Source organism: Enterobacter cloacae complex sp. IR5458, assembly GCF_049238025.1.
GTDB classification, from domain to species: domain Bacteria; phylum Pseudomonadota; class Gammaproteobacteria; order Enterobacterales; family Enterobacteriaceae; genus Enterobacter; species Enterobacter kobei.
This window is the reverse complement of record NZ_JBMKIF010000012.1, coordinates 22757-38146: the sequence shown is the minus strand read 5'-3', so window position 1 is coordinate 38146 and position 15390 is coordinate 22757. Positions and strand designations below refer to the sequence as shown.

Sequence of the window (15390 nt, the reverse complement as noted above, 5' to 3'; positions counted from 1 at the left end):
AACACATCGCAAACCTTAGTAAAGATTCTTAGTGCCCTAGTGAGGTCGAACTCTTACAGGCTCGGCCTCACTAGAGACTTTGAGGATAATTAATGGAATTGGTAGCACGATTAGCACATTTATTGAGCATTTCGGAGCAGGATACACTCCGTTTGATTCTCAATGCTCCATATAAATATCGAGTCTATACGATACCTAAACGTACGCATGGTCGCAGAGTGATTGCCCAGCCTACCAAGGTTGTTAAAAAGCTACAGAAAAATTTTTTAACTCTGTATAATTTTCCGGTTCATTCAAGATGCATGGCTTATCGTAATGGTATAAGTATTAAAGATAATGCTGAGAAACATTTAGATAACCCATATCTCCTTAAAATGGATCTTTCAGATTTTTTTAATTCACTGACACCAAAAATTTTTTGGAATACCTGGCGTGAATTCCAGCAGCTTCCGCTTCCTGATGCTTTAGAACAACGCTTGATAGAAAATATTATTTTTTGGAACAATAATTCCAAGTTAACTCTAAGTGTCGGTGCCCCAAGTTCTCCAGTAATTTCTAATTTTTGTTTGTATTTTTTTGATGAGAAAATAGAAAACTATTGTCTTAAAGAAAATATCGTATTCACACGCTATGCTGATGACTTAACATTCTCTACAAAAAAGAATGATATTTTGTTTATTTTGCCAAACATTGTCTCAAAGTATCTTAATGAGTTTTTTGAAGGTGCTCTCACTTTAAATAATAATAAAACTGTATTTTCATCTAAAGCACACAATAGACATGTTACTGGTATTACTATTACTAACGAAGGAAATGCTTCTATTGGAAGAGAACGCAAACGATATATAAAACATTTGCTTCATAAATATAAGTTAAATAGTTTAAATTATAATGATATTAATCATTTACGAGGCTTGCTGGCTTTTGCATTTTACATCGAACCGAACTTTGCTACCGCGCTAAGCAAAAAGTACACTCAAGATTTATTAGAGAAATTAAAAGAGGAGAAGGGATGAACGACGCGAACCTCAAAAAAAATCAAGAAAATAAGATAAGGGCACTAAAACGCAATGCTCTTAAGGGAAATATTTCTTCATTGTTTGAATTAATGGGGGGGTATGAAGCTGGCACTGATATTCCTATAGATTTGAAGCTATCAGATGAATATTTTAAAAAGTGTGTGGATGCTTTAGGTTTCGATTTAAATTCTGAAATTGAAGTTCCAAGGAATAAAATTAAACTTGATTCTCTTCTATTGGTTAATTTCAGAAAGTTCAGCAAAGTTGATATTAATTTCGATAACAAAGTCACTGTTTTTATTGGAGATAATGGGGCCGGTAAAACAACATTGTTGGATGCCATTGGTCGTACCTTCTCATATATTAACGCCAGGATAATTTCGAAAAACCGTAACGGAAGAGCTTTAGATGACTTTGATGTTAAAGTTGGGTGTAACGATAATGCAGAGGCAATAACTTCCATATCTCTTGGCCGGCATACAAAATATTCAGGTTCATTAGCTAGGGCTGCCAAAGGGATAGAAAATTCGAAAGTAAGTGATTTAGAAAGCTATACTCAATTATCAGCTTTATTTAGGGTAATTAATTTTAGGCTTTTGCAAGCAGTTAACTCCCCTATTAATATACCTTTATTTGCATACTATCCTGTTGAAAGGTCATTTATAAAATCAAACCAAACTTTTGATGTTGAAAGGTTTGATGCTGTAAGTATAGAGTCTCGTTTTGATTCGTTAGATAAATCGGCGATTGATGGATCATCAAATATTGAAGACTCGCTTAAATGGTTTATTTATAACGATAATCTAATCAACAATAATCATTTGTTGAACGAAAAGCGTATCATTGAGACGGAAATAAAGGCTTTAAGTTCAATTACTAATTTACCTACTGCCCTTTCAGAAGAGTTAACAAAAAGAATTGCAAGGTTGAAATATCTTGATGAGAATATTTCAGGTTCTACACATAGTTACTCAAAAAAAGTTATAAGATTTTTTAAAGATGCAATTATTAAATCTGTTCCAAGTGTGTCGGATATTTTTATTGATAGATCGTCGGGGCGCCTTGAAGTTAAAATTATTAATGACAACGAAACAATAAATATATTTCAAGCCTCCAAAGGGCAGCTTGTTTATCTTGCGTTGATAGCTGATCTTGCTAGACGGCTCATATCACTCAATCCAACGTTAAACAACCCTTTGAATGGTCAAGGTATTGTATTAATTGATGAGATTGAATTACATCTTCATCCTGAATGGCAACAAAATATAATTCGTAATCTTACGTCTACTTTTCCAAATGTACAATTTGTAGTTACAACGCATAGCCCACAAGTACTTTCAACTGTATCTAAGAAAAATATAAGAAAATTAAGCGAAAATATTCACGGTGAAGAAATTATAGCAATTCCTATGGCTGAAAGTTATGCTCGTTCTTCATCTGAAGTTTTAAGCACTGTCATGCATGTTGAGCCTATACCGAATTTTCCAGAAAGAAAGAAGCTTGAAAGATATCGAAAGATTGTTGAACAAGGTGACTTTAGATCTGAGGAAGCAACAAATCTTCTTCATGATCTGACATTAGCATTAGGTAGTGACCATGAGGAGTTAATTAGCCTTTCTATCGTTAGAAGAAGAAGAGAGAAACTCGAATGAGGCATATAACAAAAACTAATGGAGATTATTATCTTTCACAGAGAAATAAAAATAAACCTAAAACTTGCATTGAAGCTAGAAGTGCATGGAGTCGCTTTGGTCATAAGAATGCAACAGCTAAAATATGCTTAAAAGAACAATATGGTTTGTGTTGTTATAGTGAGATATGTTTGCAAGATCAATTTGATATTATTGATTCTGATGGCTTAGGCATTAATATTGATTATGGTTATCATATTGAACATATAGAACCGAAATCTAAAGTTCCGCTCAAGACTTTCGAGCATACAAATCTTGCTTTATCAGCAATAAATAGTGGTTATCTACGTGCCTTAGATAAGAAAGATGTTTTTGGTGGTCACTTCAAGATTAATCGTTATAGTGTTCAGGCTTTTATATCACCGTTGTTTGTAAATGCTCAAGATTATTTTCATTATGAAGCATCGGGCCGTATTGTACCTAAAGATAGCTTACCTAGTCGCCGAGAAAAAGCAAAGGCTCGATTTACAATATATCTTTTAAACCTTAATGCCCCTGTGCTTGTTAATTGGCGTAAAGTATGGCTCGGTATTTTAACAAAATTAATCGAAGAGAATGATTATGATGTTTTGAGAGAAATTGCTGATCTTGAATTGTCTCCTGTAAATGGTTCGCTTAGACCTTTTCATTCAGCGCAAAAACAATTCTTTGGAAAGCTTGGAGAAGATGTATGTAAAAAAAATAATCTTTGAAAAATTCCCGTCAACTTTTAAATGGAGAGGGTTAAAAGAGGCTGTCTTATTTATTGGTAACCATTGTGCTAGCTTATTAAATTAATGTGAATGCTAGTTTAAATGAATAAGCTGCTTAATTTTTATAGGCGAGGGGTTTAATTCAAAGGCATAGAGTGTGATCTTGGGTGAACAATTTCATCATTAACAATTCAGTATGGTAAAATTGATATTTTAAATTATTTTTTACGTATATTATAAGTGGGAAAGATTTGTTGGTTATTATAGCTCATATATAATTAATAATCTCAAGTATGCCTCTAAAATGGAATGGAAATAGCTACCGCACTAATTTTCTGATCGGCATTGGAAAGCGCTTTATTAGCTTTATTGAGAAGAGTTTCTCTATATGGTCAGTATTAGTTGAGATTATGTATAATGTAATTTAAGTAACTCTACCTCGAGTTGGGGGGCATTTATAATATTGTTGTAGAAATTAAATGTATTCGGAATTTTTATCATCATTATTTTCCGAATGAATTATCTCCTGCGCGTCGGTAAAACAGCGCAGCGCCAGGGAGGAGAGGGGTTTTTGCCTGCGCATTATCAGGCCGATGGGCGCCTCAATGTTCGCGTCGGCGATGGGGACAATCCTGAAATGGTTGTTTAGCGCCTCAAGCCCGTTGTTCAGCGGCATCACGGCGCAGCAAACGCCGCTCTGAACCGCCTGAATAATCTGGAACGTAGAGTCGCTCTCGAAAACGGATCTGGGTTCGATTCCGGCGGCGGCAAAGCTGGCCTCCATATGCGCCCGGTAATGCATCCCTTTTGTCAGGAACCCCAGCGGAAAATCCGTCAGGTCCTGCCAGGTCAGCGGCGTAGGGTCCAGCTGGAAATGACGAATATCATGCAGCAGGCCCATCTTCGTCTCAGGCAACTGAATAATGTCAAACAGACTGGTATCGATGCTGTTGAGATACCAAATACCCAGCTCCAGCTGGTTACGGCTGACGCCATCGGCAATGTGTGCAGAGGACATGGAATAGAGGCTGTAGGTCAGCTCCGGGTATTTTTGCGTCAACTGGCGGATAAAGATCATCGGATCGACGCTCGCCAGCGGAACCATCCCCAGGCGTAATTCACCCACCACCTGGCCTTTGCACAGCGCGGCTTCCGCCTGTAGTCCGTCGTGAGCGGCAAGCAGAGCACGCGCCCACGCCAGGATCCGTTCGCCCTCTGGCGTAAAACCCTCAAAGCGCTGCCCGCGCGCAATCAGCACCAGACCGAGCTCCTCTTCCAGGTTGCGGATGCGCATGGAGAGGGTCGGCTGGGTGATGTTGCACTGCGAGGCCGCTTTACCAAAATGGCGGGTCTCGTCGAGCGCAATTAAGTATTTTAACTGTTTAATATCCATGGATGACTCTTCGCGAACAGCCTTACAGCATGCGGATCTCTTTCGAGCGCAGGATGATGCGAACCGGAACGGATTTGTAAGACGGTGTACCGCTGTCCTTATCCAGATAATCGAGCGGCACCAGCACGTTGGCCTCCGGGTAATAAGCCCCGACTGAACCCCGCGCGATGTTGTATGCCACTACGGTAATGTCTTCCAGGCGCTGAACGCTGCCGGGCAGGGCGGTTTCGATATCCACGCGGTCGCCGTGTTCCAGCCCTGACAGGGCCATATCCTCTTCGTTCATAAACAGCACGTCGCGGCGGCCAAACACGCCACGATAGCGGTCGTCCAGAGCATAAATGGTGGTGTTGTACTGATCGTGGCTGCGCAGCGTAATCAGACGCAGAACATGCTCGCCTTCGCCGCTGGCGTTCTCGTGTACGCCGTCGAATACGGAGAACATCGCTTTTCCCGTCGCCGTTGGCCAGACGCGTTTCGTTGGGGGAAGCGGCATACGGAAGCCGCCCGGAATACGGATCCGCGCATTGTAGTCCTCAAAGCCCGGGATGGTCTGCTCGATCAGATCGCGGATACGGTCGTAATCTTCAACCAGCGTCATCCAGTCCACGCGAGTCTCCTGCAGGGTGGCTTTCGCCATGCCGGCGACGATGGCGGGTTCTGAACGGAGTAACGGTGAGGCGGGTTTCAGCTTGCCGGAGGAGGCGTGCACCATCGACATGGAGTCTTCGACGGTGATGGACTGACGACCGGTGGCCTGAACATCCAGCTCGGTACGGCCAAGGCACGGGAAAATAAACGTCTCTTTACCCACCAGAAGATGGGTACGGTTTAGCTTAGTGCCAACGTGAACACTCAAATCAAGGTTACCCATTGCCGGGAAGCCGTTCTCGTGATCGGGCATCGCGACGGCAAAGTTACCGCCGAGGCAGATAAGCGCTTTCGCCCGACCGTCGATCATGGCCTGGGTCGCCTGCACCGCATCATGCCCATGGTGAGAAGGCGGCTCAAAGCCAAACACCTCTTTCAGACGGTTCAGGAAGGCCGGGGTGGGCTTCTCGCTAATCCCGACGGTACGGTTCCCCTGAACGTTAGAGTGGCCGCGAAGAGGGCATATTCCCGCACCGGGCTTGCCGATATTTCCGCGCAGAAGCAGCACATCAGCGATCAGCCGGACATTTGCCGTGCCTTTATTGTGCTGGGTAATCCCCATCCCGTAGGTAATGATGGTGGCGTTGGATTTCGCATAGGCCTCGGCCACCTTTTTGAGCGCAGCCTGGCTGAGCCCGGACTCGCGCTCAATGTCATCCCAGCGCGTCTGCGCGATGTCGGCGGCAAAGTCATCAAAGCCCTGGGTGTGTTCTGCGATAAACGTGTGGTCGAGCACGTTACCGCGTTCGGCCTCCATTTCCAGCAGGTGTTTGGCCATACCTTTCAGCGCGGCGGCATCGCCTCCGGCCTTCACCTGGAAGTAGGTCGAGGCGATGTCCGTTGAGCTATAGGTTGCCATTTCAATGATGCTTTGCGGGTCAGCAAAACGTTCCAGGGCGCGCTCGCGTAACGGGTTAAAGACGATAATCGGCACGTTGCGTCGCGCCAGCTCATGAAGCGTACCCATCATCCGCGGATGGTTCGTGCCGGGGTTATGGCCGATGGAGATCACCAGCTCGGTGTTATCGAAGTCGTCCAGTGAGACGGTGCCTTTCCCGATCCCGATGGAGCGGGGTAGACCGACGCTGGTGGCCTCGTGACACATATTCGAGCAGTCGGGGAAGTTATTGGTGCCGTATTCGCGTGCAAACAGCTGGAAAAGATACGCCGCTTCATTAGAGGCTCGCCCGGAGGTATAGAACTCGACCTGGTCCGGTTCAAGCTCGCGCAACACCTCGCCGATACGTTGAAACGCCTCGTCCCACTCAACCGGCTTGAACGTGTCGCTTGCCCGGTCATAGCGCAGAGGATGCGTCAGACGACCATACCCTTCCAGCTCAAAGTCAGATTTAGCCAGCAGAGAAGAGACGGTGTTTTCCGCCAGGAACGCGGGGGTAACGCGTTTGCTGGTGGCTTCCCAGGTTACCGCTTTGGCGCCGTTCTCACAAAACTGGAAGGTCGATTTGTGTTCTTTATCGGGCCACGCGCAGCCCGGGCAGTCAAAACCATCAGGCTGGTTGGTGCGCAGCAGCGTGGCGGGGGCATCAAAGGTATCCATCTGGGTTCGTACCGCAATGGCTGTCGCTTTTAGCGCACCCCAGCCGCCGGCAGGGCCATCATAGTGTCTGATACCGGGAACTGAGCGTCTTTTCTTGTTCATACCTACTCCTGACTTGTTCGGTCATACCGCGCCTGCGCCCGTCAATCCACTGCAAAGGGCAATAAGTTCAAGCAATGAGGGTTGGGTGGGGAAGTGCACGCGACGCAACATAATTGCTTATCTTAAATGCTATTTATTACAGCGGCTTACTTGACAGGCGGCTTAAATATTTAATGAAATTATAACGTTTTTTTATCATTTTAATAATAAATTATATCTATCATCCAGTAGGTGGGGTAGATAGCGGTGGGCGAGGAAGGATGTAGCACCGATAAAATTTCGAATGAAGGCTCAGGTCGATCAGAAACAGAAATGCCACGGCTGGCAGGGGGTATAGCACCTTCAGGATTAAAATAGGGACCTGAAAGTTTATTCTGGCTTAATGATTGATGGATGGGTTTTATGTCTTATGCGGTAATTATTACAGCGTGAAATATAAAGTTATTTTGAGCCGTAAAATTAACGCCCGCGTCATAAGTGAAATAGGCGTCCTGCGAGTGGGCAGTACGGGTTATATTAAAGATACCCTGTTAGTGCAACAAATAATTCATCGTCGACATATTCTTCTGACATCACCAATTCGAGAGTTCTACTAATTATGGTAGTGGCGATAATAGCCTTATTGCGTTAATGAAAGTTGTTCTCTTTTGTGTTTTTTGTTTTTTATAACAACGATTTACATCTGTGTGCGGAGTGAAAATAAGTGAAGTTAGGCCATGTCGGGTTTTTTTATCAGATAAATCCTATAATGTTTCGACTGCTTCATTAACCGCCACTTACGTAGCGGTAAATATTGAATTGATGCGAAGCTCATGTAAACTTGTTTACCGTTTGTCAAAATATGTCAGGAAGACGCTGGGCCTTATTCTGAAAGGTTCGTGCGGTAGCTATGCCCTCAAAATAGTAACACCCCGAAATTATCCTGACTATTTTAACAATAGCACCTAAGTCAAATTTCATCCCCTTATCTCCATTATCGAAATATCGCTACGGAAAAGCATATGAAAATGCGCGTACTGTTTTCACTTCTGTTTGTCATGGCGGTGGCGGGCTGTAAAGCGCCACAGAAACCTGCAATCAACGACGACACGATCGTGACCAGTCAGGTCAACGGTGTCACCTTAACGCACCGTCACGCCGTGTTGCCGCCGACGGAATTCACTCCGCTCAACGAGCCTTATCGTGCCATGTATCCGGCTTCCCTGATGAGCCGTCCTGACTTTGGCGGAAAGGTTATCCGTACGCTGGAAACCGGAAAAACCTACGTGGTGCTGGGTCAGGTTGAACACTACTGGATGGCGCTTGCCGATGAGGGTAATGACCAGCTGATTGGTTACGTCCCGATGCGTGCAGTTATCAAAGCCGACCAGTATGAAGCGACCGTCCGTAAACAGGCCATTCGTCCTAAGGCGCGTAAAAAAGCGACCTGCGTTGATGTCGATGGCAACAGCAAAGCCTGCAAAGACAGCGCTAACGGTACCTGGATACTGAACTAAACGGCTTTCGTGGGCGTATTTTTATGAATAATAAAAATTTTCATAAGCTGTGGTTGGTCTTTTACGCGGCGGTTTTCGCCCTTGTGAGTGGTTGTACGTCGTCTTCACACAGCGACCCCTCCCGCTACAATCTGCAGTTTCAGGCTCATCCACAAATCAATGATTCTGCGCCGCTTAAAGTCCGTGTGCTGTTGTTGAAATCCGATGCGGATTTCATGTCCAGCGACTTCTATTCCCTGCAGAACAACGCGTCAGCAACCCTTGGCGCGAATCTGCTGAACAGCGATGTGTTCTTCCTGATGCCGGGACAGCTGTCGAAAACCCTCAGCGGTCAGAGCGATCCCGAGGCTCGCTACATCGGCGTGATGGCGGAATATCAGAAGCTGGATGGTAAAAAATGGCGCGTGTCTCTCCCTCTGCCTGTGCCAGGCGAAAATCATATCTACCAGTTCTGGAAATGGTCCGCGGATGAACTCCAGGCCAACGTTTTTCTCGACGTAAATGGCATTCGGGTCATCAGCCAGTAACGCGCTTCACAACAGGAAACACATCATCATGACGAAAGCAGAAAAGGTCGTCTGGACCGAAGGCATGTTCCTGCGTCCACACCATTTTCAGCGGACTGAAAGTTATCTGCTCAACCACGTTCGTGAATGGGGTGCGTTGCAGCGTTCCTATCTTTGGGGCTTTCTTGATGTTGAACTCGACGAAGCGATGCTTCGTCAGGGATGCATTGCCCTGAGCTACTGCAGTGGGCTTCTGCCAGACGGGACCTTCTTCCAGGTGCGCAACGGACGCAATGGTCCTGTGCCGCTTAAAATCCCTGACAATCTCACCAACGAAAAGGTGGTGCTCGCGCTGCCGGTACGTCGTGGCGAGCGGGAAGAGGTGATCTTCAGCGAAGAGCCGGCCTCGCTGGCGCGCTTCATCGCGTTCGAGCAAGAGGTCGAAGACGACAACGCCATGTCGGTGGGGGATGCCACCGTACAGTTTGGCCGCCTGCGCCTGACGCTGATGCTGGAAAAGGATCTCACGGCAGAATGGACCGCCATCGGCGTGGCGTTTGTCACTGAAAAACGCCACGACAACCACGTCCGGCTCGATAACAGCTACATCCCGCCGATGCTGAACGCCAATAACAGTCCGCAGATCTACAGCATGATTAACGATCTGCACGGCTTACTGGTGCAGCGCAGCCAGCAGATCGGCGGCCGTCTGCGCCAGCCTGGCCGTTTTAACACCTCGGAACTGATTGAATTTACGTTACTGTCGCTGGTGAACCGTCATCTTGGCGAGGTTTCGCATTTAAAAACGCTGCCGCTGCTGCACCCGGAAACCCTCTGGCGCAGCTGGCTGCCGTTTGCGTCCGAGCTTGCCACCTGGACCCCACAACGGACCACGGAGAGCGTGCTGCCGGTCTACGATCACGACGATCTGGCGAACTGCTTCAGTAAGCTGATGCTGATGCTGCGTCAGGGGCTGTCGCTGGTGATGGAAGACCACGCTATTCAGCTGCCGCTTAACGAGCGCTCGCATGGTCTTAACATTGCCACCGTTCCTGAAACCAGCATGGTACGCGAGTTTGGCTTCGTGCTGGCCGTCAAAGCGAATGTGCCCGGCGAACACCTGCAAACCCATTTCCCTGCGCAGATGAAAATCGCGCCGGTGTCGAAAATCCGCGATCTGGTCCAGCTTCAACTGCCGGGCATTATGCTGCGCGCCATGCCGGTCGCGCCGCCGCAGATCCCGTGGCATGCAGGCTACAGCTATTTCGAGCTGGAGAAGGGCAGCGAGCTGTGGCACGAGATGGATAAGTCCGGCGCCTTCGCCCTGCACCTGGCAGGGGAGTTCCCGGGGCTGGATATGGAGTTTTGGGCCATCCGTAGCCCGACAGAATAATAAAGCGAGCGCTTAATATGCAGGAACGACAGGATACCGGCAGTGATGCCGCGTTTAACGGAGCCAGTAGCAACAATCAGCTGGTGGCGGCCGCTAATCCGCTGCTCAATGCGATTCCGCAGATCCGTCATTCGGTTTCACATGACGATCAGGTGGCGTTACGCCAGCGCCTGATCGATGAGATTCGCCGTTTTGAAGTCCGCTGTCAGCAGGCGGGGCTACCCTACGAAGTGATCGTCGGGGCGCGTTACTGCCTTTGCACGGCGCTGGATGAGGCCGCTGCGCTTACCCCCTGGGGCAGCAGCGGCGTCTGGTCAAGCAATGGCCTGCTGGTGACGTTTCATAACGAAACCTGGGGCGGCGAGAAGTTTTTCCAGCTGCTGGCGCGTCTGTCGCAGAACCCGCGCGAACATATCCTGCTGCTGGAGATGATCAACTACTGCCTGCTGCTCGGTTTCGAAGGGCGTTACCGTGTGCTGGACAATGGTCGCACCCAGCTTGAGACCATCAAGCAGCGGCTGTGGCAGATGATCCGCGGCGTGCGGGGCAGCTATCCGCCACCGCTCTCTCCCCACCCGGAAGATCGCCCGGTGCTGCGTAAGCTGTGGCGGCCGATGGTTCCCCTGTGGGCCTGCGTGGCGCTGGCCGGGTTTATCGCCTGCCTGTTTTATATCGTCCTTAACTGGCGTCTTGGCGATAACACCAGTCCGGTCCTGGCGAAGATTTATCAATCCCAACTGCCGGAAACCACCATCCAGCAACCGGCCCGTCAGTTGCCCGCAGTGCTAAACCTGCGCGGCTTCCTGAAGCCTGAAATCGAGGCAGGTCTGGTCGCGGTAAAAGATGAAGCGGATCGCAGCGTCGTTATCCTGAAAGGAGACGGGCTGTTTGCCTCCGCCTCGACGGTGGTGCGTGACCGTTATGAACCGGTTATTAACCGCATAGCGCAGGCGATGAACAACGTCAGCGGCAAAATTCTGGTGGTGGGATACAGCGACAACGTTCCAATCCGCAGCGCGCGCTTCGCTTCCAACTATGAGCTTTCTCTGGAACGCGCCCGCTCGGTACAGAAAATGCTGCAAGGAAGCCTCTCTCAGCCAGACCGCGTGAAAGCGGAAGGGCGGGGTGAGATTAACCCGGTAGCACCGAACACGACGCCGGAAAACCGCGCCCGTAACCGCCGTGTGGAAATTACTCTGCTGGTGTCGCCTGAAAATACTCAGGCTGAGCTGAACGGATTGCCGCAAGGAAACTAAGGATGCTGACTACACTTCTTTCCATTCTGACCAACCGCATTCTGTGGAGCTTCCTGGGCGTAACCGCGCTTGCGGCGGTGATCTGGATGATTGGTCCGCTGTTGTCCATTGTGGATACCCGACCCCTGGAATCTGAACAGAACCGCATTATCAGTATTGCTGTGGTCTATCTGCTCTGGGCGCAGGGACACATTCTGCCGCGTCTCTATAACGCCTGGCTGAACCGCAAGCTGATGGATAAGCTCAACGAGAACACCACCAGCCCGGAAGCGGCGGATCCGCAGAAACGCCTGAACAGCGAGGAGCAAATCCTTGCCAGCCGTTTCGATGAAGCCGCGCAGATGCTCAAAAAAGCGCACTTCAGCAAAGCAGGACAGGGCGCCCAGTGGACGCAACGCTTCAGCACGCAATACCTGTATCAACTGCCGTGGTACGTCATTATTGGCGCACCGGGCTCCGGTAAAACCACGGCGCTGGTTAACTCCGGACTGCAATTCCCGCTGGCTGACCGTTTCGGTAAGACCGCGCTGCGCGGTATCGGCGGTACGCGCAACTGCGACTGGTGGTTCACCAACGAGGCTGTGCTGCTCGACACGGCGGGCCGATATACCACGCAAGAAAGCGAGCAGGTGCAGGACGCCGGTGAATGGCTGCAGTTCATGGGGTTACTGCGTAAGTACCGTCGTCGTCAGCCGATCAACGGCGTCATTGTCACCATCAGCATCTCTGATCTGCTCACCCAGTCTGCGGAGGCGTCACGCCAGCAGGCGGTGAATCTGCGCCAGCGTCTTTCTGAGCTGCACGAGCAGCTGGGTATCCGCTTCCCGGTTTACGTGATGGTCACCAAAGCTGACCTGCTCAAAGGCTTCCGTGCGTGGTTTGCCGACTACGACAAAGCGCAGCGGGACCAGATTTGGGGCTTTACGCTGCCGTGGGAGCAGACTAAACACGCCGATTACGACCTGATGGGCAACTTCCAGCAAGAGTTCTCGCTCTTGCAGCAGCGCCTCGATGCCGGGCTGCCGGAAACCATGCTGAAAGAGCATGACGCGAAAACCCGTGCCGAAGCGTATCTCTTCCCGCAGGAGTTCGCCGCATTGCGTCCCCTGCTGGCGGATTACCTGAGCACGGTCTTCGCCCGCTCCAATTTTGAAACCGAGTTCTCTCCGCGTGGGATCTACTTTGCCAGCGGCACCCAGGAAGGGATGCCGTTTGACCGCGTAATGGGCGAATTGAACCGTGCGCTCTCTCTGCCGGAAGGGGGAGAAAGTGATAACTGGGATTCGGTAAGTAAAGACGCGCCGATCCCTGGGGCGAAAGGCCAAAGCTTCTTCATCAAGAACCTGCTGCAAAACGTCATTTTCCAGGAAGCCGGCATTGCCGGAGAAAACCGCTGGTGGGAACTGCGTAACCGGGCGGTGATATGGTCCGGCTATGCGGCGCTGCTGGCCCTGCTGGTGATACTCGGCGGACTGTGGCTGACCAGCTATGCCAAAAATAAGGCCTATCTGGAAGAGGTGGATGCGAAGGTGCCGCTGCTGGATCAGCAGAGCAAAGCCTTACAGAACCAGCCGCAGCGCGATCTGTTCGATCTGCTGCCGCTGATGAATGGTCTGGTTGATCTGCCAAAAAGCGATGCGTTTGATGTAAACGATCCGCCGGTTTCCCGTCGCATGGGGCTCTACCGCGGAGATGACGTCAGCGATGCCTCTCAGTCTCTGTACCAGAAAGCGCTGGATCAGCTGCTGTTGCCAGCGGTCGCCATGCACATCACCACCTGGCTTCGCAACGATAATGGCAGCGACGTGGAGTACAGCTATGAAGCGCTGAAAGCCTATCAGATGCTTTACCAGCCGAAGCACTACGACGGCAAATTCCTGCATTCATGGGTGATGCTCAATCTGCAGCGTAACCTGCCGCAGAACGTGACGAAAGCGCAGCTGCAACAGCTTGAATGGCACCTGACGCAGCTGCTGGAGCCGAAAATTCAGGCTTCGCCGTACGCGCAGGACGCGTCCCTGGTGGCGCGTGAACGCGCGCTGATCAATCAGCAGCCGTTATCCACTCGCGTGTATGGTCGTCTTAAGCGTCTGCTGGAGCATGATGAAAACCTTAAGCCGGTCTCCCTTTCCGACCTGGGCGGACCGCAGAGCGAGCTGGTGTTTTCACGCAAAAGCGGCAAGTCGGTAAGCGACGGCGTGCCGGGTCTTTATACGCCAGACGGTTACTGGAAAAGCTTTAACAGCCAGATCGACAGCGTGACCACCGCACTGCATGAAGACGACGCCTGGGTGTTGGGCGCCGCGACGGCGCAGGAGGATAAACAGCAGATCGACAACGCCGTGCGTCAACTCTACATGCGCGACTTTATCGCTACCTGGGATCGCTTTCTCGCCGACATTCAGCTTAACAACAGCGCCGATCTTTCCCAGCGCATCAACACAGCGCGTTTGCTCTCAGGCGCAAACTCACCCCTGCGCCGTCTGGTGCAGAACCTGAGCCAGGTGCTGACGCTGTCGCGCGATACGCCAGCCCCGGAAGACGCCGGTAAAGCGCAGGCGCAGAGCAACCGTGCCACCCGCACGCTGGAAGCGCTGTTCAGCAATAATGAGACTGCCCCGACGCAGGCCGCTGCCGTTACCCAGGCCCCGGAACAGCTGGTGACGGACCACTACGCCCCGATGATTGAGCTGGCTCAGCCGCTGGAGAAGGGGGGCAAGACCATCGTCTTTGATGATTTTCTTAAGCAGGTGGATGAGCTTTATCGTTACCTGACCGCCGTACAGGATGCCGCCAACAGCGGCATGCCAGCGCCGGGCGGCGAGGCGATCAGCCGTCTGCAGGCCAGCGCCGGTCGTCTGCCGGGGGGGCTGCAGACCATGTTCAGCAATATGGCGGTGGGTGCCAGCAGCGATACCCAGCGCCGCGATCTGGAGAACGTGCGTAAGCGGATTAACGTCGAAGTGGGCGGGTTCTGCCGCCAGGCCATTGCCGGGCGTTATCCGCTGGTGCGTAGCGCCAGCACGGAAGTCACCCCAGACGACCTCGCCCGCATGTTTGCGCCTGGTACCGGGCTAATGGACACCTTCTTTCGCGACAACCTGACCAATAAAGTCGATACCACCCAGGCAAACTGGCGCTTTATGCCGGGCATCGACGGTAAAACGCTGCCGGGAAGTGAAGGGCTGCTGAGACCGTTCCAGCAGGCCCAGTCGATTCGCGACGCTTTCTTTGCGAATGGTGCCACCACGCCGTCTTTCAAGGTCACGGTACGCACCGTGCGAATGGATAACACCATCCTGAACCTGACGCTGGACGTTGACGGCCAGCTGCTGCGCTACAGCCACGGTCCGCAAGCCGTTCAAATCATGAACTGGCCGGGGCCGGGCGGCACCAACCAGGTCCGCATGCAGCTGGGGCTGGCTAACGGCAGCACGGCGACGCTGGTGACCAACGGCGCCTGGGCACTCAACCGCTTTTTCGACAAAGCGAGCACCAGCCCGGGCGCCGGTAGCCTGAGCCGTCAGGCCACCTTCAACGTCGACGGACATCAGGTCACGCTGGAGTTTGCGCCAAACAGCATTCGCAATCCGTTCCAGCTACCCCGTTTCTCATGCCCATAACCGCAAGGAC

General features: G+C 50.5%; 10 protein-coding genes. 8 read left to right on the top strand and 2 right to left on the bottom strand.

Annotated features, from left to right (window positions below; genetic code table 11):
- Positions 1-92 precede the first annotated feature (92 nt).
- Genes ACOTYN_RS11895 through ACOTYN_RS11885 form a run of 3 tightly spaced genes read left to right on the top strand, consistent with a single transcriptional unit; the run spans position 93 to position 3402 of the window.
- Positions 93-1016 carry a retron St85 family RNA-directed DNA polymerase gene (locus ACOTYN_RS11895; RefSeq protein ID WP_071922124.1) on the top strand — a complete coding sequence of 308 codons (924 nt, stop codon included), beginning with the start codon at positions 93-95 and terminating at the stop codon, positions 1014-1016.
- Positions 1013-2671, top strand: coding sequence for a retron Ec78 anti-phage system effector ATPase PtuA (gene ptuA / locus ACOTYN_RS11890; protein ID WP_071922125.1), 1659 nt, complete (start codon positions 1013-1015; stop codon positions 2669-2671). The genes ACOTYN_RS11895 and ptuA overlap by 4 nt, the downstream gene beginning before the upstream one ends.
- Positions 2668-3402: a retron system putative HNH endonuclease gene (locus ACOTYN_RS11885; protein WP_071922126.1), complete on the top strand. Its 735-nt coding sequence runs from the start codon at positions 2668-2670 to the stop codon at positions 3400-3402. The genes ptuA and ACOTYN_RS11885 overlap by 4 nt, the downstream gene beginning before the upstream one ends.
- Before the next feature lie 475 nt (positions 3403-3877).
- Here ACOTYN_RS11885 and ACOTYN_RS11880 read toward each other — a convergent pair whose 3' ends face one another.
- Both ACOTYN_RS11880 and ACOTYN_RS11875 read right to left on the bottom strand, forming a co-directional pair.
- Complete coding sequence (locus tag ACOTYN_RS11880; RefSeq protein WP_332956967.1) at positions 3878-4795, bottom strand: LysR family transcriptional regulator; 918 nt, start codon at positions 4793-4795, stop codon at positions 3878-3880.
- Between the two features lie 22 nt (positions 4796-4817).
- Positions 4818-7106, bottom strand: a complete 2289-nt coding sequence (locus ACOTYN_RS11875; protein WP_071922128.1) for an FdhF/YdeP family oxidoreductase — start codon at positions 7104-7106, stop codon at positions 4818-4820.
- Between the two features lie 1001 nt (positions 7107-8107).
- Between ACOTYN_RS11875 and ACOTYN_RS11870 the strand changes: the two genes are divergently transcribed.
- The 5 genes from ACOTYN_RS11870 to tssM are packed head-to-tail and all read left to right on the top strand — an operon-like array spanning position 8108 to position 15380.
- The gene (locus ACOTYN_RS11870) at positions 8108-8602 is read left to right on the top strand and encodes a hypothetical protein (protein ID WP_014884240.1); all 495 of its coding nucleotides are present in this window, start codon (positions 8108-8110) and stop codon (positions 8600-8602) included.
- Between the two features lie 23 nt (positions 8603-8625).
- Positions 8626-9129, top strand: a complete 504-nt coding sequence (tssJ, locus tag ACOTYN_RS11865) for a type VI secretion system lipoprotein TssJ (RefSeq protein ID WP_014884239.1) — start codon at positions 8626-8628, stop codon at positions 9127-9129.
- Between the two features lie 28 nt (positions 9130-9157).
- Positions 9158-10501, top strand: a complete 1344-nt coding sequence (gene tssK / locus ACOTYN_RS11860) for a type VI secretion system baseplate subunit TssK (RefSeq protein WP_014884238.1) — start codon at positions 9158-9160, stop codon at positions 10499-10501.
- Between the two features lie 17 nt (positions 10502-10518).
- Positions 10519-11757, top strand: a complete 1239-nt coding sequence (locus tag ACOTYN_RS11855; protein WP_058690962.1) for a DotU family type VI secretion system protein — start codon at positions 10519-10521, stop codon at positions 11755-11757.
- Between the two features lie 2 nt (positions 11758-11759).
- A complete protein-coding gene (gene tssM, locus ACOTYN_RS11850; protein WP_071922129.1) occupies positions 11760-15380 on the top strand; it encodes a type VI secretion system membrane subunit TssM in 3621 nt (1206 codons plus the stop codon).
- The last annotated feature ends 10 nt before the right edge of the window (positions 15381-15390 follow it).

Coding starts and splice junctions, on each gene's coding strand:
- ACOTYN_RS11895 (WP_071922124.1), top strand. CDS start 93: ATGGAATTGGTAGCACGATTAGCACATTTATTGAGCATTTCGGAGCAG.
- ptuA (WP_071922125.1), top strand. CDS start 1,013: ATGAACGACGCGAACCTCAAAAAAAATCAAGAAAATAAGATAAGGGCA.
- ACOTYN_RS11885 (WP_071922126.1), top strand. CDS start 2,668: ATGAGGCATATAACAAAAACTAATGGAGATTATTATCTTTCACAGAGA.
- ACOTYN_RS11880 (WP_332956967.1), bottom strand. CDS start 4,795: ATGGATATTAAACAGTTAAAATACTTAATTGCGCTCGACGAGACCCGC.
- ACOTYN_RS11875 (WP_071922128.1), bottom strand. CDS start 7,106: ATGAACAAGAAAAGACGCTCAGTTCCCGGTATCAGACACTATGATGGC.
- ACOTYN_RS11870 (WP_014884240.1), top strand. CDS start 8,108: ATGAAAATGCGCGTACTGTTTTCACTTCTGTTTGTCATGGCGGTGGCG.
- tssJ (WP_014884239.1), top strand. CDS start 8,626: ATGAATAATAAAAATTTTCATAAGCTGTGGTTGGTCTTTTACGCGGCG.
- tssK (WP_014884238.1), top strand. CDS start 9,158: ATGACGAAAGCAGAAAAGGTCGTCTGGACCGAAGGCATGTTCCTGCGT.
- ACOTYN_RS11855 (WP_058690962.1), top strand. CDS start 10,519: ATGCAGGAACGACAGGATACCGGCAGTGATGCCGCGTTTAACGGAGCC.
- tssM (WP_071922129.1), top strand. CDS start 11,760: ATGCTGACTACACTTCTTTCCATTCTGACCAACCGCATTCTGTGGAGC.